Source organism: Flavobacterium sp. ov086, from assembly GCF_900187965.1.
GTDB lineage: Bacteria > Bacteroidota > Bacteroidia > Flavobacteriales > Flavobacteriaceae > Flavobacterium.
The window spans coordinates 84369-108238 of sequence record NZ_FZNL01000003.1 but is presented as its reverse complement, the minus strand read 5'-3'; the positions used below and the strand labels follow the sequence as shown (position 1 = coordinate 108238).

Here is a 23870-nt window from a genome sequence, read left to right as displayed (position 1 = left end):
GAAGCCCATAAGTAACTCGACAAAGAAAATTTTACCGCATCCCTAAGCCTCGGGACACAAAGAATTACGCAAAGTATGCAAAGTTTTTGTGAATTACGCTTTGCTATAAGATCGCAAAGGGATTGTGTTTAAAAACCGAACTTAATGACATTGAGCATCGAGATGAATTTTAAAATAAGTGAAACGCCTTTTTTATACGCCGAACACTATGTGTTAAAATAATTACGCACAAACAGGTTAAATTAATATCGATTGTAATAAAAAAGCCGTCAAATTGTAGCAATAAGACGGCTTCTGAAATTGAAATATTTTATTACGTAGATAAAGTCAAACCTTTAGCTTTAAAATTACTGTAAAACATTTGTCTTGCACTACTTATTGTTTCTTCGGTACGGTAAATGCTGCACCAGAATTTTACTTGTAATTTGAATTTTCCATCGGCAATAGCTGTATAATAAATCTGAGGAGGCTTAGTATTATTCACTAGTTCCATACTTTCCAGAGATTCTAATATTAGCGTATTAATTTCTTCCGGCATAATTTCGCCACTAACTTCGATGGCAATTTCTACCAGTTTAAAATTGTCCGTATAAGTCCAGTTGGTAATGTTTTGAGATAATAAATTACCATTCGGAATAATAATTTCGGCACCATTTGCTGAATTAATCTTGGTAGTTCGCAATCCCATCGATTTCACACGACCAGAATCAGAACTTATATTGATAACGTCTCCAATTTGTATTGGTTTATCAAAAATTAAAATAATACCCGAAACGAAGTTATTAACCACACTTTGCAATCCAAGTCCAACACCAACACCTAATGCTCCCAACAAAATACTTAGTTTGTCTAATGGCATTCCGGATGCGGCAACAGCAAGAAGATATCCAACAATTAATACCACAAGCCTTGTGATGAGTAATTTAGAATGTTGTCTTTTATTGACATTTTCTTCGTTTTCATCGTCGATTTCGCCAAAAAAGTAAGCTACATATTTTTGCAATAGATGCGCTATCCAAATAATGATGAAGAACAATACAATGTTTCCTAAAGTAAAAGTGATGCTTCCAATTGTATTTGGGTGACTTAATAATGAGGTTAAGCCGGCACGCAGCGATTCCCAGGTATTTAGATTGGCTGCGATTACAACAATCCACATATAAGTGATGATGATAATGAAAGGTTTTTTTAGTGTTTCTGATAACGTTTCATGATCAAAAATCTTTTCGAGACCTCGTTTAATTCGGGTTGTGTAAATCTGTAAAAGAATAACTTCCAAAACAATTTTCAAAAGAACGCTTAAAGCGACAATCTGTGTCAGTGATATAAAGGCTGTAAGAGTTAGCATATTGGATAATGAAACTCTTCCGAAAAGATTATTAAAGATTGATAAGACATTTAAACCAATAAAAATAATCGTCGCCCATTTAAAAAATCCTTTAATATAAAGTTGTTCTTTTAAAGTTTTAATCTGAACGAAGCCGTAACGAATTCCCAAAATATTGATGGCAATAAAAGCACAACGCTGAATAAATCCTACTGTGATAAACAAGTCCAGAAAGCACAGAATAAAGAATAAAACTAAAAGATATACCCAGTTTTTCAGGGCTACCGCCGACCATTTATTCTTAAAAAGAACCGTAAGAAGTCCCAGAAGTACAAGCTGAATCAATTCTATAAACAATGCCGGAGCATATAAATTACTTACCACAGCAATGTTAAGTCCAATGACAGCGACAGGAATTATAACACCTCGATTTAAATATTTGAAGTTAAATTGAGACAGATTTTCGTCATGTCCGTTGCTTTTTAGGTATTTAATATTTCGGGAAATATACCAGCCCAATAATCCCATTAATAAAACCAAAGTGATTAAACCGCCGGCTCTGTAACTTAAGTAATAGGCTGCGACATTTTCTTCGATAATGATTTTGGCTTTGATGTTTTTGCCTACTATTTTTTTAGCTGTCGAATCGCTTTTACTCCACAAAGTAGGGTAGTCTTCTTTAAGCATTCCAATTCCTGATTTCTCCAAATTGGCTTCGACAGTAATTAAGGCATTCGAAACCGCAATCTTTCTTTCGACAGTAAGTCTTTTGTTATTGTTTAGAATGCCCTGATTTTTGGTCATTAAACTGTCTGTGCTCAGGTATCTGTTTTTAAGATTGGCTAATTCTGTTTTAAATTGCTTGCGACGGATGGTATCCTTAATAAGTGTCATGAGGTTTTTATCCTTGCGTAAATCAATTACACGGCCTTTGATTTTTTCCAAAGCCAGATTGCGTGAATTGATGCCTTTATTCTGTTCTTCGAGTTCCTGCTCAATTTCCTTTAACACAATACGATACATCTGCTGATTGCGCACATTAGGATTTGCACCTTTTAAACTCTCCAGAATAAGATCAAGTTTGCTTTGCGTTCTTTTGATATCGCCAAACAAATGGTGACTGTTTCCGTCAAATTCAGTGTCATTATGAGCAGATTCCAGCACTTCTCCGGCTTTTTCAATCGCCATCAAATAATCACTATCTGTAGTGGTTTCTTCAAATAGTTTAGATTTGGTTTCGGCTTTTGGAGGAGCTGTTTGCGAATAGGCGAGTGGTGCGCAAAATAATATTGCTAGCAAGGCAAGTAAATAAATCGAATGTCTTTTCTGAATCATAATTTAGGGCATAAATTGAACCTTCAAATGTAATTTTTTTTGTAGTATTTATGATGAAGAGTATGATAAAATTTGGTTAAAAGAGATTTTGTGATTAATCGCGCAAAGGCGCAGAGTCGCAAAGTTTATGTGCAATATTGTCATTTCGACGAAGGAGAAATCCTCGTGAGAAGCTCGACAAAGATTGGATTCTCGTTTTGGATTTACTTGTGGAGATTTACTTTGCATGAATTCACATAGACTAAAGTCTACAAGGAATAATCTTTTTACCCCATTTATCCCGAAGTCTCGGGAGTGGCAAAAAAAACAAAGGGAAGCAAACACAAAACAGAAAAAAATCTGCCTAATCTGCTAAATCTGCGAGCAAAAAAGAGAGAAGTAAAAAGAAAACTTTAAAAATATTATATTCGTACTCTTATACCACCAAAATACCAAAACATCTACAAAATGGAGAATATTACCGTAATTATCATGTTACTATTTGGAGTCGCTTTCCTGAGTCTTGTTAGTAAAAAGTACAATTTTCCCATCCCGATTGTGTTGGTACTTTGCGGAGTTATTATCAGTATTGTTCCCGGGCTTCCGGTAATTGCTTTAAGTCCCGAAGTGGTTTTTATTGTCTTTTTACCACCTCTTTTATACCACGCTGCATGGTACACCAGTTGGTCTGATTTTAAACAAACCATTCGGCCAATTACACTTGCGGCTGTAGGTTTGGTTTTTTTTACTACAGTTGCTGTTGCGATTGCCGCACATATGTTGATCGATGATATTTCATGGCCGTTGGCTTTTCTTTTGGGGGCAATTGTTTCGCCACCGGATGCAGTTTCGGCAACTTCTATTACAAAAGGTTTGGGTTTACACCCGAGATTAATTGCGATTCTCGAAGGCGAAAGTCTGGTGAATGATGCGAGTGGTTTGGTCGCTTACAAATATGCCTTAACAGCTATTACAGCCGGGAATTTTGTGCTTTGGCAAGCAGGATTAAACTTTGTGGTAATGTCTGTATTAGGAATTGCGATTGGTTTAGTTGTTGGGTATGTGATGAGTTTTATTCATAAAAGATTTGTTTGCGACGAGGTTATCGAAGCCACATTAACTTTGCTGACGCCTTTTGCATCTTATTTAATTGCAGAACATTTTGAATGTTCCGGTGTTCTTGCTGTCGTTGCCACAGGACTTTTTCTTTCGGCAAGATCGGGGACTATTTTTACACACGAAAGCCGAATCATGACCGGAACAATCTGGAGCGTTTTAACCAATATTCTAAACGGATTGATCTTTATCTTAATTGGACTTCAATTGCGACAAATTATTGAAGGAATTGGTGATTACTCGGGTTGGTCGTTGTTTGTTTGGGGCGCTTCGGTAAGTTTGGTCGTGATTGTGGTGCGTTTTTTATGGGTGATTCCCGCGACATTGTTACCACGATATATTAGTAAAAAGATCCGTTTGCAGGAAGAATTTGATTTCCGGAACATGATTGTTTTTGGTTGGTCCGGAATGCGTGGCGTGGTATCGATGGCGGCTGCATTGGCGCTTCCGTTAATGATGAATAAAACAGAAGCTTTCCCATTGAGAAACCTCATCATTTATCTCGTTTTTTGTGTGATACTTTCCACTTTGGTCATTCAGGGATTGACATTACCTTGGCTGATTAAAAAACTAAAAATTGAAAAGTATTCTATACTTGCCGAAGAATACGAAATTCGAAACATCATCGTTTCGCAAACTATTACTCACATCGAAGATAATTTCTCCTTACTCAACGACGACTTACTACACAATATAAAAAGCAAATACGAAGTAAAATTCAACCGCCTCCAAAAAACCGAACTCCCAGCCAACTTCTTCGGAAAAGGAAATCTTATGGGCGGCGAGATCTTCAACGACTTCACCAAACTGCAAATCGATCTCCTGAATGTTGAACGCAACAAATTAGAATTCATGCATAAATCGGGTTCTGTAAATGAAGAGATTTTTAGGAAGATTGAGAAGGAGTTGGATTTAGAGGAGACTAGGTTGTGGATGGAGATGTATGAGGAGTAGGGATTGCATAATATTCAATTCCTTTTTGTTTTAAAGGATTTGTACTCCATTCTGACCATTCATTTTTGTATGGATCATAACCACATTTTAAAGGTTTTGAATAAAAATTTTCAGGTTCTTCAGTATAAGCACGACAATCTGTACAAATATGTCTGAATTCACAATCTTTGCAAACTGTTATTTGATCTTTAGTAATGTTCCAATATTTTTTAAAATGGGGTTTGTTTAAAGCTTCCTCTAAAGTAGTATCTTTTATATTGCCAAAACTTGCAGTCATTGAAGGACAGTTTTTTATATAACCATATTTATCAATGGATATTTTTCTGTTTAGACAAGTATTGTGATGAATGGATTCGCTAAAAAGTTTAATATTTGAATAGAAATATTCTTCATTTATTATTCCGCAATATTTTTCGTTAGATATGTTTCTTGCTACTTGCATTATATAACCCATGTTTTGCCTTAATGGCTTAAAACTTTTATTATAAGGCGAATTAAAAACGACAATTGAATGTATTCTGCTATTTTCCGATAATAATGTGTTTAATTCTTCAAGGTTAAATTTCTCATAGTAGGGAATTATAAAGTCAATGGAAACAATTCTCGATTTTTCTTTTTTTAGTAATTCAGCAATATTCCTGATATAATCGATACTTATGTTTTTATAAAATCTTAGCTGAATGTAAGAACATTTTAATGTCTCAAATTGTGGAATTAAAACATTAAAGTCGTGAATGATTGTTTCATAATCGATAATGATATTTGTGATCAAAGAAGGAGAATTCCATTCTGTTGACATTTTGGGAAACAAATCTGGATTTGAATTAAAAAAGATCAGTTTATTATCAATTAGATAATCAAAGTATTCATCAATTATTTCATCATATTTATGCTCAGAATCATTTTTTATATCTTCAATAGTTTTGCCATTGTAGTTTTCCAGAATATCGTATAATCCATTTGGAATCAAATAAAAATTATTGCTTTTTGTATCACAGATAATACTTCTGTTAATTCCTTTAACGGGAATACAGTCGGCAAAAAGAATAAAGTTGGATTGTTTCAAATCAGATTATTTTAGAAATGGGTTTGACAAAAGGTTTCGATATGTTTTGAGAATTTTGATATGATTGAATTGTAATCAGATTACTTTTTGGTTTTGTTTGATTTTGAGTATCCATATTCATTTTCGATTTTAAACCATTAAAAACATTGATTGGTTTTTTATTTTCCATATTCCAGAATTTTGGCTAGTTTATTTTCTAAATAATAATTGCAGGTATTGTTCATAAAGCTTACTTGCCCAGTTGGATTTATTTCAAGAAAATAATAATCACCTTTACAATACATAAGATCTGCCGAACCATAATTGAGATTAAATTTTTTAAAAACATTTTCAAGTTTTTCTTCAATAGCTACGGGCAATTTAAAAGGAACCATTCTTAAATTGTCCATTTCAATAAGCTTTGTTCTATAATCAATAGTATCATCAAAAACGTGAATAGCTATAGAATAAAAAGAGCCATCGATATAAATCGCCCTAATTTCAAAATCGGCTATAATTCTTTCCTGAAAAAATGAAATAATAAATTCGTCAGGTACTTTTGCCAGGATTTCAGAAGTGACCTGAAAGGTTAAATTAAAATTATACCGAAATTCATTGTCCTGATAATACAGAATGTCTAATATTCTCTTAGATACAATTCCGTTTTTATTAGCAAAATGATCATAGAATGTCTGTAATTTTTGTTTACTTCCCGTAATTAACGTGTGCGGGATTTTCACTCCCTGTTCTTTCGCTTCGAGCATTATATCAAGGCGATTGGTTTCGAAATCAGCAATTCTTTTTCCTATTTTTTTAATTGATTTTTGCAGAATAAAAGCATCATTGAGAACTTCATAACATTTATCTTCATAATTATTTCCCATAGATTTGATACATCCACCATTAAACCAAACACTTTGAACTTTTTCTAATTCAATATTTTCTAAATATCCGGTTTTTAAAACATAAGAGTTTTTCTCATTGCTAAAATCCATTGCTTCGATGGTCACTTTATCAGATTCTCCTATTCTGATAAAATTGCTGTCCAGACAATCAATAACATTATTTACAAAATCATCAACATCTTTACTATATATCAAAATCATAATCTGCGTTTTTATTTATCATAAAACTCCCAGTCATCTGTAAGCTTCATAATTAAGTTGAAGTTTTCTGCATAATAATCGTCCGCCGCTTTTGGATTCTTAGGGTTATAAGCTTCAACGACAAAATTTCCATAATCCATAATAAATCCGCTAGGATTACTGAATTTGAAACTTATTTTTCTAATCTCTACATCATTTCTTCCACAAGATTTTGAACTATATAAATTGCCCTTATAAATGCTAAAACAAGAACCAATTTGATTATCGTTATTAGAACTTCTTTTACTGTCGTACTCAAAAGCGGTAACGCTTTTATCCAGTAGATTGTTTAAAACATTCAGATTTTCGGGCTTTTGCTGGGAAGCGTGTATAATTAAAATATTAAAATCAGGATAAGATATTAAACTAGTGTCCCTTATTATATAGGCACCTATTCTTTCTTCAGATGGGTAACCTTCTTTTTTTAATAAATCGATCAGTTTACCGGTAACTCTTTCGGTTGTTTCATATAATACTTTTGAACTTTTTCGGTTTTCCAATCCATATTCAGCTTGGTCTTCGTTTTGTAAATTTGTTAATTCTTTTTTTAGATTTAAATTCCATTTACTCTGCGTATTTTTGCAGATTGAATCGTATTTGATACTAAAGTTTTTCCATTCAGGATTTTTTCGTAATCCGTTGAAAATTTTGGCATTAAAGTATGTAAGATCAACGCCTTTTAAAGCTAATTTTTCACTCCACCAATAAGCTGATTTTATATCTCTTGATAAAATAGCACAACGAATAGCGTTATGAATATCTCTGGCAAATAAAATGGGATAATTTTGACTCAGCAAATTGTATTCTTCCTTAGCTCGTGCATATTGTCTGCTTAGAATATAATTCTCAGCTTTTTGTGTGTGGGTATAATAAGTGATTTCTTGTTTTTGCGCTTTTTCTTTTTCAATATCTGCTATTAATTTGTTGTTATTGATCAGAGGTCTGCAATCAAGTTCTTCTTTTTGTATTATTTTTTTTTGTTGATTTTTTTTCGGGTTATAAATCATAGAACCTAAATCAAAAATCTCAGAATAAGATGAGACTGAGCCAAATACAAGCAATGTGTTTTTTGTGACTTTTCCGCTTATTTTAAATGGCTGTCTTGTTCCTAGAATTGTTCTGTTAGGTAAATAGTTTTTAAAATAAAAAGCAGGAAATGTGTCCAGAATTGTAGAAGATTGGTCTATTTCTTTGTTTCTCAGTTTTACTTCTACGCTATCTTTATTTACAATTTTACCCAAATAACAAAATCTTATAGTATCCGTTTTTTGTCCTAGAAATATCTCAATATCACTTTTTGTTTTTTTTGTTTTAATAAATTGATTTGAACCCCAATTATCATTTCCACTAACAAAACCTTCTATGTCTATACTATTGTCTTTTGGGTTATAAACACATTTGCTAATTTCTACTTTTAGAAAACATTCTGATAAATGTTCAACAAAACGAAAGTTTCGATAATTCTTACTACGAAAGGTTATACCATAATTAATAATTCCTTTATATTTTCTGGCATCTACAAAATAAGATGTTTTTACACTACTATCATTTGGCACTGAAAACCAATTCCTTCTATTCTTATCCCACAAACTATATATCTCATCGAATGCTTTGTTTTTTTCAAAATCAGTTTGATTATATATTATTTGTTTTGGCTGATTTTGTCCTAATGAAACATTGATAAAAGCTATGTTTATTAAAATAATTAGAGATATTATATATGTTTTTTTCAAAATAATAACGCGTTAGATTAAAAGAAATACTAATAGAGTTTTGGCAATTTAAAATGAGTCTGGACTGCTAGAATACAGTTCAGACTCAAAACAATTATTCTCGAAGTAGAGGACCATCAGGACTACTTGCAGTTATAAATCCACTACAAGTATCTTTAATTTGGGTTCTATCATGATAGGTCAGAACTCCATCTCTATTAGAATCATATCCATAGTTAAAATTCATCAATCGTTGTGAAGCTCCATGAAAAGCACAGATATTACCTGCGGTACTTTTAATTCCGCCACCATTCAATTCGAACATCTGTTCTTTTTTTAAAGTACAGTCTTTAAACTTGTCTAATTTTAAACTTTCTAAATTCATAATTTTTCATTTTTTAATTAATAAATAACGTTTTAAAATCATCAAAATCAATTTGTTTTTTCGTAACGTGCACTTTACATAAAATAAAAAGAAAGAATAATTTGTAATTCCAATATTACACAATATAAATGTTAAAATAATATTTTTCTTATAAATATTTAGAAAAATGTTTGCTGTTTGAATGTTTTTGAAGTAAAAAATTGAGAAGAAAAGCTTATGAGAGGCGAGATCTTCAACGATTTTACCAAACTTCAAATCGATCTTTTGAATGTTGAACGCAACAAATTAGAATTCATGCATAAATCGGGTTCTGTCAATGAAGAGATTTTTAGGAAGATTGAAAAGGAACTGGATTTGGAGGAGACGAGGTTATTGGTGGAGATGTATGAGGAGTAGGGGAATTTATTAGTATTTAAAACTAAATGGCTTGTTTTACTAAACTCATTATATATTCTAGATTTTCAGTATCCTTTACATTTACTTCATAATCTCCGTTGCCACCATGACCTGTTATAGAAACATCCCTCATTAAATTTTTCGGATCATCTAATTGTCCTTTTTTTAAGTTAATCCAGATTTTTAATGATTTTGCCTGTAATTCAATATCAACAACATTTTTATTTAATTTAAAAGCTATATACCATTTTTTAGGAACAATTTCAAAGTCTGGTTTTAGATTGAGAAGAGCCTCTTTAAAGCTTTCGTATAATTCAACAATTTCCTCAGTTCTTCTATTTAAATGATCTTCTTCATTGTAAACTTTGATTTCTTCATTGACTGATTTTATTAAACTGCTTTGCTTTGTCACAGTTTTAATGGTTTCTGCAGATTTGGTTTTTTTGATAGGATTAATAATAATCACATCATTTTCATATCTTTTTATTTCCCATAATTCAATGGCAATATCTTTAAAATTAGTAGCTAGCCTTTGATTTTCTGTAAAATTAGGAGAAACAAAAACAACTCTTGTTTGTGACCAATCTACTGAAGAACTGTGAATCGACTTTTTAAGAGTTTCATTGTAAGTTAAAACAAAATCGGCTTTGTTTTCTAACATTAAACTTAAATAAGTGAAGCCTTGATCTACTACACTTACATTTTTATCTCGTTTATATTCAATTATAACAAATGCCTTAGATTGTGGATCATATCCCAATGTATCAATACGTTTACCTTTTATAACAAATTCCGAATTAACCATTTCTAAACCCATCAACTCAGAAAGATTCTTTTCAAATAGAATTTGTATTTCTCGTTCCAGTTTAAAAGGTTTTTCTTTTAAAATATTTAGATTGTTGGAATTTTTGGATTGATATAGATTCATTTTTTTTAATTTTTCAAAAGGTAATATTTTAGATACCTATAACTTTTGTTTTAGATTTTATAGAGAAAACTTATTTATGCAAAACCGGCATTTTGATTTACATCATTAATTACCTGAATGATTTGTATGAGTTTGTTTTCTTCTGGAAAAATTCCGAAAATTCCCTGATCATGTTGCTCATTAAAAGGGGATTGAGTTAATAATTGTTTTTCTATTACTCCTTTATTATTCAGGTAATTTATTATCTTTTGAATAAAAGTAATTTGATTACTGTTTAAATTCCCTTTACTAATAAAGTCTGCAAACAATTGATTCGCTACTTCTATATCAAGACCAATAATATTACGAACAAATTTCCCCAGAGGTTGTTCTCCATATTCCCTCACAAATCGATCTTTACTTTCTAGAGCTTCTTGTAGTAAAAAATGTTCCAAAAGGTTTAATTCATCATTAGTAATGGGTAAGTTTTTATATAATTTGTCAATTACCAAGTGTGATTTGTTTTTCCTGATAAAAGCTTCAACACGATCTTTATAGCTTTGTAGTGAAGTATAGCTAGCCAGAACATCGACTTCTTCAACTTTGTCTAAATGAAGTTCATCCGTAAGCGAAGTATATATGGGATCTAATTTTTTTTCGTCTTTCAAAAACTGCATTAAATCTCTAAGCTCTTTCCGGAAATCTTCTATTTGTATTGTATTTATGGTACTCCAAAATTGATCTTTTTGTAATTTTTTAATTGTTTCGATTTTAGCAAGTACAGCCGGGATGTTTCTTTTTGTAAACAATAAATTGACAATTTCATAAATATTACCAATGTGCTTAACTTGAGCTTTATCGGATGTAATTAATGCCAGTTGTAATTTATAGGTTAGTAAATCAAAACGTTTAGCAAGTTCATCCTTATCCTGATTGTAATCTATAAGATGAGATAAATTGCTTTGTATATTAAGGATATCGCCTTGCAAAAGATTATTCCAACGGTCTCTTTTTTTATACTTTAGTACATAGCGCCAATGTTTTCGAACTTCAAAACGATTTTCATTTAAATTGCTAACTAATTGATGTAAATCATCAGTAAATTGAATTTGAATAGTTTCTTGTTCTTCTGTTGGGTCTTGCAACTGTCGAATTGCTATTACAATTTCCAGCTTGATATTGAATATTTGTTGAGACAGAGAAAGACTTGTTTTTTGAGTTTCACCGTCCGGATTATCTCCAAAGTATTCAAAATTACCACAGAAATCAAAAATCAAAAAGTACTCTTTATCTTTTCCGGGACCAAATATGTTGGGACATAAACGTGTACCACGACCAATCATTTGCCAGTATTTTGAAAAGGATTTTACTTCTTTAAAAAATACTAAATTTAATACTCTTGGTGCATCAACACCAGTATCCATCATATCAACAGAAACAGCAATTTGAGGATCTTTTTCATCGCCTTTGTCAAAGCAAAATCGCTCTAATAAATCTTGCGCTTTATCTTCGTAATTATCAATAACACGCAGAAAGTTACCGCCATATTGTGGATAGTTTTTATTAAAACGTTCTTCTATAAAAGCAGCATGTTTATGGTTTTTTGCAAAAAGAATTGTTTTAGCTATTTTGTCTCCTCCAGCAATTTTCTGACCATTGCTCATTAGATAATCTAACACTTTATCTATCGTATCAGTATTAAATAGCCAAGTGTTGATCTTGCTTTTATCAACATTTTGGACTTCGTTTTCGTCTCCAAATTCAACTCCAAAGATTTCCCTGAAGCGAGTTTTATCCTGATCTGTAAGAGCGTCATAAATAATGCCTTCTCTTGGAAATTTCAAAGGAATTTTAAAAGCTTTAGGTGGTTTAAGATAATTATCTTCTACTGCTTTGTTTAATTCATAAGCATAGGTTGGATTATCATCCTCGATTTCAAATAAGCTATAAGTGTTTTTGTCAATTTCTTTTTTAGGAGTTGCTGTCAATCCAACCAGAATGCAATCAAAATAATTAAAAATCGACTGGTATTTTTGATAAACAGATCGATGTGCTTCATCAATAATTATCACATCAAAATGCCCCACACCATAAAAGCGTTCATCGCTTTTTAAACTATCAATTTTATTCATGATAGTAGGATAGGTAGAAAATACTACTCTGGTTCCGTTATCTTCTTTTTCTTTTGTTAAATCAATTGCAGAGAGATGTGGTAAATGTTCTTTAAAGGCGTTTTTGGCCTGAGTGACCAAAGCATTTCTATCTGCCAGGAACAAAATCCTTTTTGCCCAATTACATTTAGTAAACATATCGACCATTGCAGCAGCAGTTCTAGTTTTTCCGCTTCCGGTTGCCATAACTAATAGAGCTTTTCTACTTTTGCCTTTTAATTTATTTTCGTTTGTACCAACGAGATGCTCCGCTACACGTTTGATAGCTTCAAGCTGATAGTATCTTCCTGCGATATTTATATTGACTCCAAATTCTCGTAAATCTTTGCGAGCGAAACGTCTTTCGATAAGAATTTGTAGTTCTTCTTTGGTGTAAAAGCCTTGTGTTAATCTTGAAGGATAAAAAGTGTCATCCCAAATATGGGTTTCAAAACCATTGCTATAGAAAATAATTGGGCGCTGCCCAGTGTTTTTTTCTAAACAATCTGCATATAAGTAAGCTTGATGTTTTCCTTTTGTAGCACTATGAACAGTGCTTTTTGCTTCAACTACTGCTAGTGGCAAACCATTATCTCCCCATAAAACATAATCAACAAAACCCTTGCCTGATGGATTTGTAGTTAATGGCATGCCTTTAACCTCAAATTCAATTTCTCTGCCTTGCTTTAGATTGTCCCAACCTGCTTCACGTAATAATAGATTAATTAATAAAAGTCTTGTTTCTTTTTCAGAAGTCAGTTCAGGAATATCTTTTTCTTCTATTATTTTTTGATAACGTTCTTCTTTACGCTCCGTTATAAGTTGTAATTGCGCTTGTAATTGTTTACGAAGTAAATCATTCTCTTCGGCAAGTTTCTCTTGTTCTTTTAGTGCATTTTGAGCTTCAGTATGCTTTTGTTCGAGCTGATTAGCAAGTTCTTCAAGTTGCTTTTTGTTTTTATCATTTGTATCTCCGTACGGAATTACTCTCTCGTCAAATGCCGGAATATCAGGATTAGCTTCGCTATAATACTTACTTAAATAGGATAAAAATCTAAAACTGTTTTTTAATGATTGTAAAGCTTCCAGAGCCTTTACAGATTTGCCATGTGCGGCATTATTTCCGTTTAATCGTATAACATTTAACTCCATCAACATATTTGGATGAAGCATGTTGATAAAGCTTTCGTTACGCAGTAAGGTATCTAATTTAGTATCATATGGCAATACTAAATTTTCATCATTTTTATACAACCAAAACAGGACTTTTTCAAGAGTACTTCTGCACAACAAGGCTGTATATCGAGGTGCCGTAAAAGTATGTTTTTCGGCATCTGTAATCTCACGATAGATTTCAGGGAATTCTTGTTGAAGAAAAGTAAAGTTACTCTGCATAGTTTTATGTTGATAGGACTAAAATACTACTTAATTTGTTAATTAAAGGTAGTATTCTATAAACTAATAATAAAGTTAAGCGATAGTTGTAGTTAACAATAAAAAGTCAGCACATAATTTATTTAACAGTTCAAAAACCTCTTCTTTGCTTTTTATCATTGTATTTAAATGATACCTTGAATCTCTTATTTCAAAATTTAATTCAGTTAAGGTATTTATTATTACATCTGGGTATTCATTTTCATATCTATCATAAAAACTTAATAAAAAACCATCTTCAAAGTAAATGTCTAATGCAAAATTATTATTTCCAAAAAACCAATTTTCAATAAAAACACATGGTTCATCTATTGTATCGTAATAATTACTACGGGTAAATGGTTTTAATGGCTTATCTTCAAAATATCTTGAATACAAATCATAGGAATATAATTCTGCTTTCCTCTTCCAACTGTTAGCAGTACTTCGTGCCAGATATATTTTTTCTTTATTTTTTTTAATTTGAAAATTAGAACAATATGCTATTACAGCAGAATTATGTATGAAAATATTTTTCCAATCATTTTTTGTATATGCATCAATTAAAGAATTTAAATCACTTTCTAAGGAATCAATATTGATATTATCTAATAAGCTTTTTAAAATTAAACTTTTATTTACATCATTAAAAACTTTTCTCCAATTGTCGATTTTAGTACGAAGACCCGTTTCAAAACTACAAAATGTTTTACTATTGCTTGTATCCACTAAGTAATATCCCATACTAGTTAATGCTCTTTGAAAAAGAAAATCCTTAGTGTCTTTATAATCGCTAAACAATTGACTCAATAAGGAAGAATAATTAGAAAACTTGTTAATATTGTATTCTCCTTCTTCTTTTGAGTAGTTTAAAATAAAACCTATTTGACCATCAAAATAGGCGTGATTTTCAATTTTTAGAATCTCATTTTTCCAATTAGAATTTGGAATTAAAATTAATTCTGCTTTAAGTCGCTCTTCTTCTTGTTGCGTTGTTAGAAAACCTTGCACCACAGAACTGGAAATTATATGTTGGTAAATATCTTCTAAACCATCACTTAATTTATTAATTGATCGAATGGCAGTATAAAATTCACTAGGGCTTTGAATTAAAGTGTTGTTTATTAAGTTTTTACAAATACGCATCCAGTTTTTATATATGTCTTTATTCGTATCATTTAATTCTCCTTTTTTAATGAAAAATTTTGCTAATGCATAAAATCTCACTCGTTCCCAATAAGTTATGGATGTTGTTTTGATGAAATCGAAAAAATATTTATCGTCATCATTATATGTTTTTAAAGCGTCTAATATAGCATGTATGTCTTTTGTAGATGTGCTTTTGTTTTCGTAAACTGTATTATAATGATTAAATAGATAATAGTTATCAGTAAATTGTTTATCAATATCCTGTTTTTCAACATAAAAATTCAAGGTGATATTAGAAAAGAAATTATAAAATTGATTGTCAATATTTTTAATTTCTAAAGTTGATTTTGTACTTTCTAGTTTCCAAAAAATATCATACCATTCATTATCTAATTTAGATTTTTCTTCCTCTTCAAGGAAATATGAAAAGTTAGCTTTGAAATTTTCAAATTCGGTTAGAGGTTTTCCTCTTGAATTCATTTTTATATAAAGTTCATCAGTTAATTTGAACTTATCCAATGGCAAATAATTAAAAGTAATCAAATGACTATCAGTTAGCTTCTCAAATAAATCTATAGTAGTATCCTGAAAGGTTTCCTGAATAATATCAAGCATATTAAATATTGCCTTTATAGTTGGATCTGATTTCCAGGATAATGAAAACCATTTTTGATCTTCAATTTGCGAACTAACTAGTTTTGTATTATCAAAATTTAAAATTCCCTCAGTGACTACTTTTAGACAAAAATCTTGAGAACTAGGTCTGGTTTCATAACTGAAGTTGACTAATTTATCTTTTACTTCTTCAGAAATTTTACCCTCTTTTATTGCAATGAACAAGTGCAATAAAAATAACGTAGTCAATCTTTGTTGACCATCCAATGGAATTAATTTGGAATCAGCTGTTTTTCCATAAACAAAATCAAGATTTAAGTTTTCATCATTTAAAAGTCTGATTTTTATTTTATTTATAAAACTAATTGCTATTCTGTATTCTTCAACTCTTCCTTGTGCATAATCGCGCTGGATTATTGGAATTTCAATTTTGTATTGCGAGATAAGTTCCCAAAAACTAGTTTTCATTTGTAATAATTTGAGGTAAATAATCGTGAAGTGTTTTTTCTAATTCGTTGTAATAAGCACGCTGATCTTCTGTATTCCAGCTTACGTTTTGTTCAACATTTTTTGAATAATATTTCATAAAAACATTTTTTGTTCCCATTGGAATAAAAGATCCTTTTTCGTCTAATTGTTTGATTTTGTCTTTTTTAATAGGGAAAATGTTATTGTTTAAGGCAGAATTATCATCTTTACTTAGAAGTGCCATATTTTGTATTGAATGCTCTTTACTTTTATCAGAATATTTTAAGAAGATTTCATCTTCAAGAGCGTTAAATTCCGGATCATTTAGTGTAGATTTTTCTAATAGTTGAACTATTCTGTCAAAAATTACAGTGTTCTTTTTCTCAAAATAAGTTTTTTGTTCTTCAAGCAGCAGGCGTTTTTGTTCTTTGGTTAAACCTTCAGAATTTTGTGCATGAATATGCTCTAAACTCCAATTTTCTTCTTTAAACTTTTCAAATGGGAATCTATTATAGTTACTTTTCATTGTAGAGATTACATTGAATAGAAAGAGGGCTCTATGCGTTTCGTTATAATTATCATAGGATAACTCACTTAGTTCAAATGTAAATTGAGATTTTATTTTTTTTCTCAATGCTGCTTCAAATTCTGTTTTTGTTTCATTATCAGCCAGCGAAATAATATCAGAAATGTTGTTTCTTTCACTGGAGTGAATTAAGTAACCAATTAAATGATAGTACTCATTATGATGGTAAAAATCTAGAAATTGACGATAAGATGTTTTAATCTCATCCCAAAGTTGTTTTTTTACAGATTCTGTCGTGTTGGATTTGCCCTCTGGAACTAATTTTTGAGCAATTAAATTATTAAAGATATAAAACGTATATAATTTATCATTTTTGTATTTTGCATCAATAGAAGTTAAATGCACATATTTCTGGGCAATTAAGTCAAATATTAATTCAATATGATTAGAACCTTTGTAAGGTTGTGAAGTTATAAAATACCAGAAGTTTTTATTTTGAAGTGCATTTTCTATTTGGTCCCATTCATATCCCATTTGCAGCTGATGTCTCTTTTTATTGCTTTCATCTTTATCAGTTACAAAAAACAGGGCTTTAACAAGTTCAGCATTAGTCAAAGGTATTTTACCCATATTTAGACGTGTAAAAATCTCGATGGGATTTTTTTCTTCTACAACTTCATACCATATAAATCTTATATTATTTGCTATATCAATTCCTTCATGAAAGTTTGTTTTAAGTAGTGTGTTTAAAAAATCTCCAACATTTACACCAGACTGTTCAAACCAGGTTTTTACCGTGAGGAAAGCCTGACTCATATGATAAAAATCTGAATTGGTTTTGTCAATCTCAGTGCTGTTTTTGAGTTGATTTAAAAATTCTTTACTGCTGTTGCCATCTTTTTCGCGAGTTTCATATTCAATAGAATATAATTGGGAGTTTGGAAACAAATATTTCTTCGCTTCTCCCAAATAGGTTAAAATGATAAACAAAGTAGTAAGTCGCTGCTGACCGTCAATAACTTCCCAATTTCCATTTTTGTTAATGACTACAATAGGCTGAAGACAATAAAATTCTCCTTCTTCCTTATTTCGTTTATTCTGAAATTCCAGAATATCATTTAATAAATCAGTTACTTCTCTTTCAGTCCAGCGGTAGCCTCTTTGATAAGATGGAATAAGAAAATGATTTTTTAAAAAATCTTCCTCGCCAATTGCTTTTAAAGTAATGTTATTCATAGTTGTGGTTTTGTGATAGTAAGTTAAGTAGAATGATATAAAGATATTGGTTAGAGCTTTGGGTGATAAAAAATAAAACTTTCTATAATTTATTTTATATTAACTCAACTCTCCCTTAAAAGCTTTTTGCAATAAACTTTGAAACAAAGCTTCACTTTTCTCTAAAGCTTCTTGCGCTTGCTGTTTTTGAGTTTCTATCTGAAGTATAAATTCTGCAAATTTGTTTTGAAGATTAATAGGAGGTAACTGTATTTCTATTTTAGATAATAATTCTTGATTAATATTTTGAATATTAGCACCACGTCCATTTTTAAAAATATATTTCTTGAATAATTTATTTCTCATTAATTGAACTAAATACATATCACTTAAATATAAACTGCTTTTTCTAAATCTTATGCAAAAGCCACTATATGTAACTTTTTCTTCATTTGGATAAGTAATCAAGCATCTTCCAACTAGATCTTTATTGCCATTTGATCTAACAAAAATTAAATCTCCATTTTTTAGTAAAAAGTCAGGTGAAGGGAAAGATTCTATTTCAATAGTTGAAAGATTACTATAGTTTGATATTTTCCAAAAGTCTTTAAAGTCACCGACACCTAAAATTTTAACAACTTTCCCATTTTCCGATTTTGTATAATTTAATCCATTTTTAAAAGATCCTAATTCACCTAATTTTTTCTTTTCCCATTTCTTCTCATTGTTCAAAGGATCCCCAAACATATCCAAAAACAAACTTTGTGTCAAAGCATCATATTTTTCAACAAGTTGTTTGTTGTATTGTCTTAGTTCATCAGCTTTATCTAGAATGTTGGCAATTTTTTGTTGGTCAGAAAGTGTAGGAAGTAGAATTTCTAACTCCTTAATGTCTTCTAATCTAATGCTAGGATAAGCATCATCTAGGATTAAGTTTGTTGGGTTAAACCAATTTAAATATCTTGCTAAATAGTTTGTATTGAAATTTTCAGAGGGAAGTATAGCAGCCAAATGGCTTACAAAGTAACTGTCTTCACTTGAAATGTATATTCTGTTTTTTTTTGCACTCATTCCACTTTTTGCAAATAAAATAGATCCTTTAGGTAATTTTTTTAATTTATATTTTTTTGCAATTTCATTATTTATTTTAGGAATTTTATTCAATTCACTACCGGAAACTAATTCTTCTAAATGACCAGCTCTAATAAATGGAAGCCCATTATTTGAAAATTCTTTTGGAGCTGCTTGTCCTGCTGTAATTGTTGCAATTTCTTTAAATTTAACTTTACACATTATGCTAATATTTTATAAATCTAAATTTATTTTTTACTTTTATTTTTTAAATACATTTTCGAATGATGGTCAAAGCTTCAAATCTTTCTCCAATTACAAGTTAATTTGTAGAAGGTTACAGGTTTGAATCCAGTCGAGGTCACAATTTGAGCACTTGCCTTCTAAAGAGGCGGTCGTATTTTTCCTCTTTATTTTACTAAATGTTGTAATAGTTCGAGGGTTTATAGTTCGAACCCCTCCGCGGTCACATCTGTTTTTAAGGAGCGCAGGATTCATAACCCTGAGGTCAGGAATAGAATCCCTTCCTCTCTGCAAAACAAAAAATGTCGGAGGTTCAAATCACTCTTTCTCCGCTAGCCTAACATTTTTTCTAGATCTTTCATCGCTTCCAGACGTCTTTTATCTATTTCCTTAATAGCTTCTATAATGGTTTGTGGCTTTTCGTAAACGACCTCATCATAAACAATTTCTTTGTATCGGTTTATGCTTAAATCATAATCGTTAGCAACGATATCAGCTTTTGAAACTAAGAATGATTTTTGGGTTTTGTCCTGTCCTTCGCCTTTTTTCGGTTTAACATTTCCGCTATATTTTTTCCAATCTAGTAGAATATTAGGAATGTCACATTTACCGTTCATTTCATCCAGAACACTTTCGGGATTAGCAAAACATTGTTCGAAAATTTCTTCAGATAGTTGCGGGTTTCGCTTATCATCCAAACTAAAACCATCAGCTTGCATATCATAAAACCAAACGTTACCTGTACCTCCGGAATTTGTTTTGGTAAAAAATAAAATAGCGGTACTAACTCCTGCATATGGTTTAAAAACTCCGCTTGGCATCGAAATCACCGCTTGTAGTTGTTGGTTTTCGATCAATTCCTTTCTAATATTTTTGTGGGCGCCTGAGCTACCAAACAATACACCGTCAGGCACAATAACTGCTGCACGACCGCCTAATTTTAGCATTCGTAAAATCAAGGCTAAAAATAGTAATTCGGTTTTTTTGGTTTTGGTAACATTTAGTAAACTGCTTTCAACCTCATCATAATCTAAAGCTCCTTTAAATGGAGGATTTGCCAAAATCAAAGAATATTCGCTGCTAATATTGTTACTTTCACTTAATGCAGAATTTCCAATTAAAGTTGGGTTTTCCATTCCGTGCAATTGTAAATTCATTGCCGAAATTCGCATCATCGACGGGTCAATTTCAATCCCGTTGAACATATTTTTATTATAATGTTCCCTGAATTTTTGCTCCATGAACCAATCTTCGTGTTTTTCATGTACAAATTGAGAAGCCGCGACTAAGAACCCCGCCGTTCCACAAGAAGGATCACAGATAGTATCTTCTTTTTGAGGCTTGGTCATTTCAACCATCATACGAATAATATGTCGCGGTGTACGGAATTGTCCGTTGGTTCCTGCTTCGGCAATTTTGCCTAACATATACTCGTATAAATCTCCTTTTGTATCGCGATTGTCAAGCGGCAATTTGTCAATTTGCTGTACTACACGATCTAATAATTTAGCCGTAGGAATCATAAAAGTAGCTCCTTTGATGTATTGTGTAAAAGCACCGCCATCTTTACCCAACGTTTTCATGAAATCAAAAACGGTAACATCATTTAAATGTCGTTGTTGTTTGGTAAACAATTCAAACATCACTTCAGGATCTTTGTCTTTAAAACTACTCCAGCGCAATTCTTTTTGTTCTGGGGTATAAATATGCTTTTGCGTTGTCACGCCAAGTAGATTTGCGTTTTTTTCGATAAGGATTTGTTTGTCGTCTAATTGTTTTAAGAAGATAAGGTATGTAAACTGTTCGATTACGGTTAAGGGATTCGATATTCCGCCTGTCCAGAAGTCGTTCCAGATTTTGTCAATTTGTGCTTTTAATTCTCCGGTGATCATGTATTCTTGTTATTTTAAAAATGCAAAGGTAAGTTTGTATTGTGTGTTATACCGTGCATTCTGATTATTTTCGTATTCTTATTTTTTTAAAACTTCTAATAACTTAAAGTTTAGATATAGTTTTTCTTTTCCTACGATTTCGCTTTTTAGAAATCCATTTGCTTCGAGATCTTTTAGATAATTACCTACTGTTTTTAAATTTCCTATACGTGCTTTTTCAAGATTGTTTCTTTTAGTGTATGGTAATCGAAACAATTCTTCCATTAGTTCTTTTGAGTATACTTTTGGTAGTTTGTATTGTATTTCTTTACCCATTTCGGTCATTAAGTTTTCTATGGCAGCAATTTGTTTTCTGCCTTTTAGTGCAGTTTGTTCCACCATTTCCAGCATATATAAAATCCAGTCTTCCCAGTTTCCTTCTTCTGTTACTTTTCTGAGATTGCTATAATATTGATTTTTATGCTGTATGATATAATCACTTAGATATAAAGCCGGTAAATCTAATAAACCTGACATTTTTAGATATAATAATAAAATGATTCTTCCTGTACGACCATTGCCATCAAAGAAAGGATGTATGGCTTCGAACTGATAATGTATAATAGCCATTTTTACCAATGGATCTATTGTATCATCGGCATGAATAAAATCTTCAAGGTTTTTTAATTTTTCTCTAATAATTTCTTCTCCTTCAGGAGGTGTATAAACTATAGTTTCGTTTGCAGGATTTGTTAATTGTGTTCCGGGAGTATTTCTAATACCTGACTGGTTTTCTTTTATTATTTGCATTATTGCAATGAAAAGATTTGTTGTCAGTATTGGGCGTTTGTTTATTTGCTCTACACCATACCACAGCGCATCTTTATAATGCATAACTTCTTTAGTAGCATGATCTTCATTTTTTTTATCAGCTATAGATGCCTTAAATAATTCATCCTGAGTCGTAATAATGTTTTCAATTGCTGAACTCGCTTGTGCTTCTTGTAAATTGATTGTGTCAATAAAAAGTGTAGGATTTGGGAGATTAGTAATTGCACCTTTCAACTCTGACAATGCTCTACTTGCTGCAATTGTTTTTTTTAATATTGTAGTGCTTTCTATTTCCGCTTTTGGTGGTAATAAAGGGAGATTGTTATACGGAGTTTGGGGATTATATTTTATTTCTTCACTCATCTTTTTGTAGATTTAAACGAAAGTAAATAATACTCTTGTTTTAGTTTCGAGTGTAAATATATGTATAATTTACTCTCGTTTTGTTAACAAAGGTAAGTTTTACTCTCGTTTTTTATAATAAGATAGGATTACTAATCTCAAACAAATATTGTTTTTTAAAAGTAAACGACTTTACGGAAAACCATAATATCGTAAATTAATTTTTATAATGTATGCCAATAATATCTATTAAATACAATATCCCTAAGCCAGACAGGAGTGGCATTCTTTTTCCTGCTTTCTTTAAGCAGGAAAAGGTATAGAGTCCGGAGGCTTAAGGGTGGAAAAAGCTCCTTAAATTATTTGATAACATTACTTTTTCAATCTTTTAATATCTGCTTCAATTTCTTTTAAGCTTTGTTCGGTCTCTATTGTTTTTCTGCTTTCTTTAAATTTTTCAAATTCTAGAGTAGATTTATCCAAAGCCATTTGATGACTAATTTTTCCCGTATACGTCAACAATTCTCTTCCGTTGAGTTGTAAAATACTGTCAAGTCTTTCTGCCCAATCTTTCATATACATGGGAGTTTGCTGTTGCGCCATAGTCTCCGCAAATGCTAAATATTGCTCTACCAATAATCCTAAAAGTTTTATTTCGTCTTCATTCAGATAATTTTTGGAGATGCTAACATCTGTTTTCAGAACTGCTTTGGCTTCTTTTTTATCAAAACATTGCATTCCTAACAATGGTAAAGTAGCATCAACTCTGCGATATATTAATTCGGCAGCTGTGTTTTGAGAAATTGCCTAAAGGAATTTGTTTTGTACGATTTTGAAAAATGAAACTATTTTTTCGTCTTTTGCATCATAATCAATACTTGTGGTGTAAATGTCTTTTATTTTTTGGTAGAAAAACTTTTCAGATATTCGGATCTCACGAATGCGTTGCTGCAATTCGCTAAAGTAATTCATGGTATTACCTGATTTAAAACGATCGTCATTTAATGTAAAACCTTTAACGATATATTCTTTTAATCGCTGGGTTGCCCAAATACGAAATTGCGTTCCCTGAAGTGATTTTACTCTGTAACCTACAGAAATTATGACATCAAGATTATAATAATTAGTTTGATAATTTTTACCATCAGATGCAGTTGTTCGGAATTTCCGAACAACTGCATTTTCATTCAATTCTTCTTCTTCAAAAATGTTTTTTATATGCTCGCTGACTGTAGCTTTAGATTTTACAAAAAGATCACAAAGTTGTGCCTGAGTTAACCAAACTGTTTCTTCTTCAAGTCGCACATCAATTTTAATATTGCCTTCTTGATTTTGATATATAAGTATTTCTCCCGTGTTCATTATACTATTCCTCCATAAAATTCGTTCCTATATTCTTATACTCTCAGATTGTTGATGTGCTACAAAATAATCTGATTGCTAAAGTATTGAATAAATAGTTAAGATTAGTAGGTAAAGCTATAAAAAAGTAAGAATAGGTGTATTTTTTAGAAGTAAATGTTGTTCTTAGTTTAATCAAAAAGGTTCTTATGAAATGTTTCCTAGCCCAGATAGAAGCGGCATCCTTTTTCTTGCTCCTTTAGCAAGGAAAAGATATAGTGGATGGCTGGAAATTGCTCCGAAAAAAAGAAATTCCAATATTTTAATCCCGAAG

The 23870-nt window shown here is 31.2% G+C and carries 14 protein-coding genes and 1 pseudogene; 1 reads left to right on the top strand and 14 read right to left on the bottom strand.

Annotation, left to right across the window (positions count from 1 at the left end; translation table 11 throughout):
• Positions 1 to 313: 313 nt before the first annotated feature.
• Positions 314 to 2662, bottom strand: coding sequence for a mechanosensitive ion channel family protein (locus CHB81_RS04105; RefSeq protein WP_089350626.1), 2349 nt, complete (start codon positions 2660 to 2662; stop codon positions 314 to 316).
• Positions 2663 to 3109: 447 nt separating this feature from the next.
• Between CHB81_RS04105 and CHB81_RS04100 the strand changes: the two genes are divergently transcribed.
• The gene (locus CHB81_RS04100; protein WP_089350625.1) at positions 3110 to 4711 is read left to right on the top strand and encodes a Na+/H+ antiporter; all 1602 of its coding nucleotides are present in this window, start codon (positions 3110 to 3112) and stop codon (positions 4709 to 4711) included.
• On the opposite strand, the gene gwsS is transcribed toward CHB81_RS04100, so the two are convergent.
• From gwsS to rhuM, 13 genes and pseudogenes are all read right to left on the bottom strand, one after another.
• A complete protein-coding gene (gene gwsS, locus CHB81_RS04095; protein ID WP_089350624.1) occupies positions 4680 to 5777 on the bottom strand; it encodes a grasp-with-spasm system SPASM domain peptide maturase in 1098 nt (365 codons plus the stop codon). The two genes, CHB81_RS04100 and gwsS, sit on opposite strands and share 32 nt — an antisense overlap.
• A 1-nt stretch (position 5778) precedes the next feature.
• The gene (locus tag CHB81_RS26800; protein ID WP_176427489.1) at positions 5779 to 5946 is read right to left on the bottom strand and encodes a hypothetical protein; all 168 of its coding nucleotides are present in this window, start codon (positions 5944 to 5946) and stop codon (positions 5779 to 5781) included.
• Complete coding sequence (locus tag CHB81_RS04090; RefSeq protein WP_089350623.1) at positions 5936 to 6862, bottom strand: hypothetical protein; 927 nt, start codon at positions 6860 to 6862, stop codon at positions 5936 to 5938. The genes CHB81_RS26800 and CHB81_RS04090 overlap by 11 nt, the downstream gene beginning before the upstream one ends.
• Positions 6863 to 6873: 11 nt before the next feature.
• Positions 6874 to 8634 (bottom strand): hypothetical protein, encoded by a 1761-nt coding sequence (locus tag CHB81_RS04085; protein ID WP_089350622.1) that lies wholly within the window; start codon positions 8632 to 8634, stop codon positions 6874 to 6876.
• Between the two features lie 94 nt (positions 8635 to 8728).
• Positions 8729 to 8938, bottom strand: coding sequence for a hypothetical protein (locus CHB81_RS04080; protein ID WP_254920957.1), 210 nt, complete (start codon positions 8936 to 8938; stop codon positions 8729 to 8731).
• Between the two features lie 478 nt (positions 8939 to 9416).
• Positions 9417 to 10322: a DUF5655 domain-containing protein gene (locus tag CHB81_RS04070; protein ID WP_089350619.1), complete on the bottom strand. Its 906-nt coding sequence runs from the start codon at positions 10320 to 10322 to the stop codon at positions 9417 to 9419.
• Positions 10323 to 10396: 74 nt separating this feature from the next.
• On the bottom strand, positions 10397 to 13846 hold the full coding sequence (locus CHB81_RS04065; protein ID WP_089350618.1) for a DEAD/DEAH box helicase family protein: 3450 nt from the start codon (positions 13844 to 13846) through the stop codon (positions 10397 to 10399).
• Between the two features lie 75 nt (positions 13847 to 13921).
• A complete protein-coding gene (locus CHB81_RS04060; RefSeq protein ID WP_089350617.1) occupies positions 13922 to 16096 on the bottom strand; it encodes a DUF262 domain-containing protein in 2175 nt (724 codons plus the stop codon).
• On the bottom strand, positions 16086 to 17858 hold the full coding sequence (locus CHB81_RS04055; protein ID WP_089350616.1) for a DUF262 domain-containing protein: 1773 nt from the start codon (positions 17856 to 17858) through the stop codon (positions 16086 to 16088). Before CHB81_RS04055 ends, CHB81_RS04060 begins: the two co-directional genes overlap by 11 nt.
• Positions 17859 to 17957: 99 nt before the next feature.
• Entirely contained in the window at positions 17958 to 19130 is a 1173-nt protein-coding gene (locus CHB81_RS04050) for a restriction endonuclease subunit S (RefSeq protein WP_089350615.1), read from the bottom strand.
• Between the two features lie 353 nt (positions 19131 to 19483).
• Positions 19484 to 21043 (bottom strand): class I SAM-dependent DNA methyltransferase, encoded by a 1560-nt coding sequence (locus CHB81_RS04045; RefSeq protein ID WP_089350614.1) that lies wholly within the window; start codon positions 21041 to 21043, stop codon positions 19484 to 19486.
• 78 nt (positions 21044 to 21121) lie between these two features.
• A complete protein-coding gene (locus tag CHB81_RS04040) occupies positions 21122 to 22216 on the bottom strand; it encodes a Fic family protein (RefSeq protein WP_089350613.1) in 1095 nt (364 codons plus the stop codon).
• A 351-nt stretch (positions 22217 to 22567) separates the two neighbouring features.
• Positions 22568 to 23557 (bottom strand): annotated as a pseudogene (gene rhuM / locus CHB81_RS04035) (RhuM family protein).
• Between the last annotated feature and the right edge of the window lie 313 nt (positions 23558 to 23870).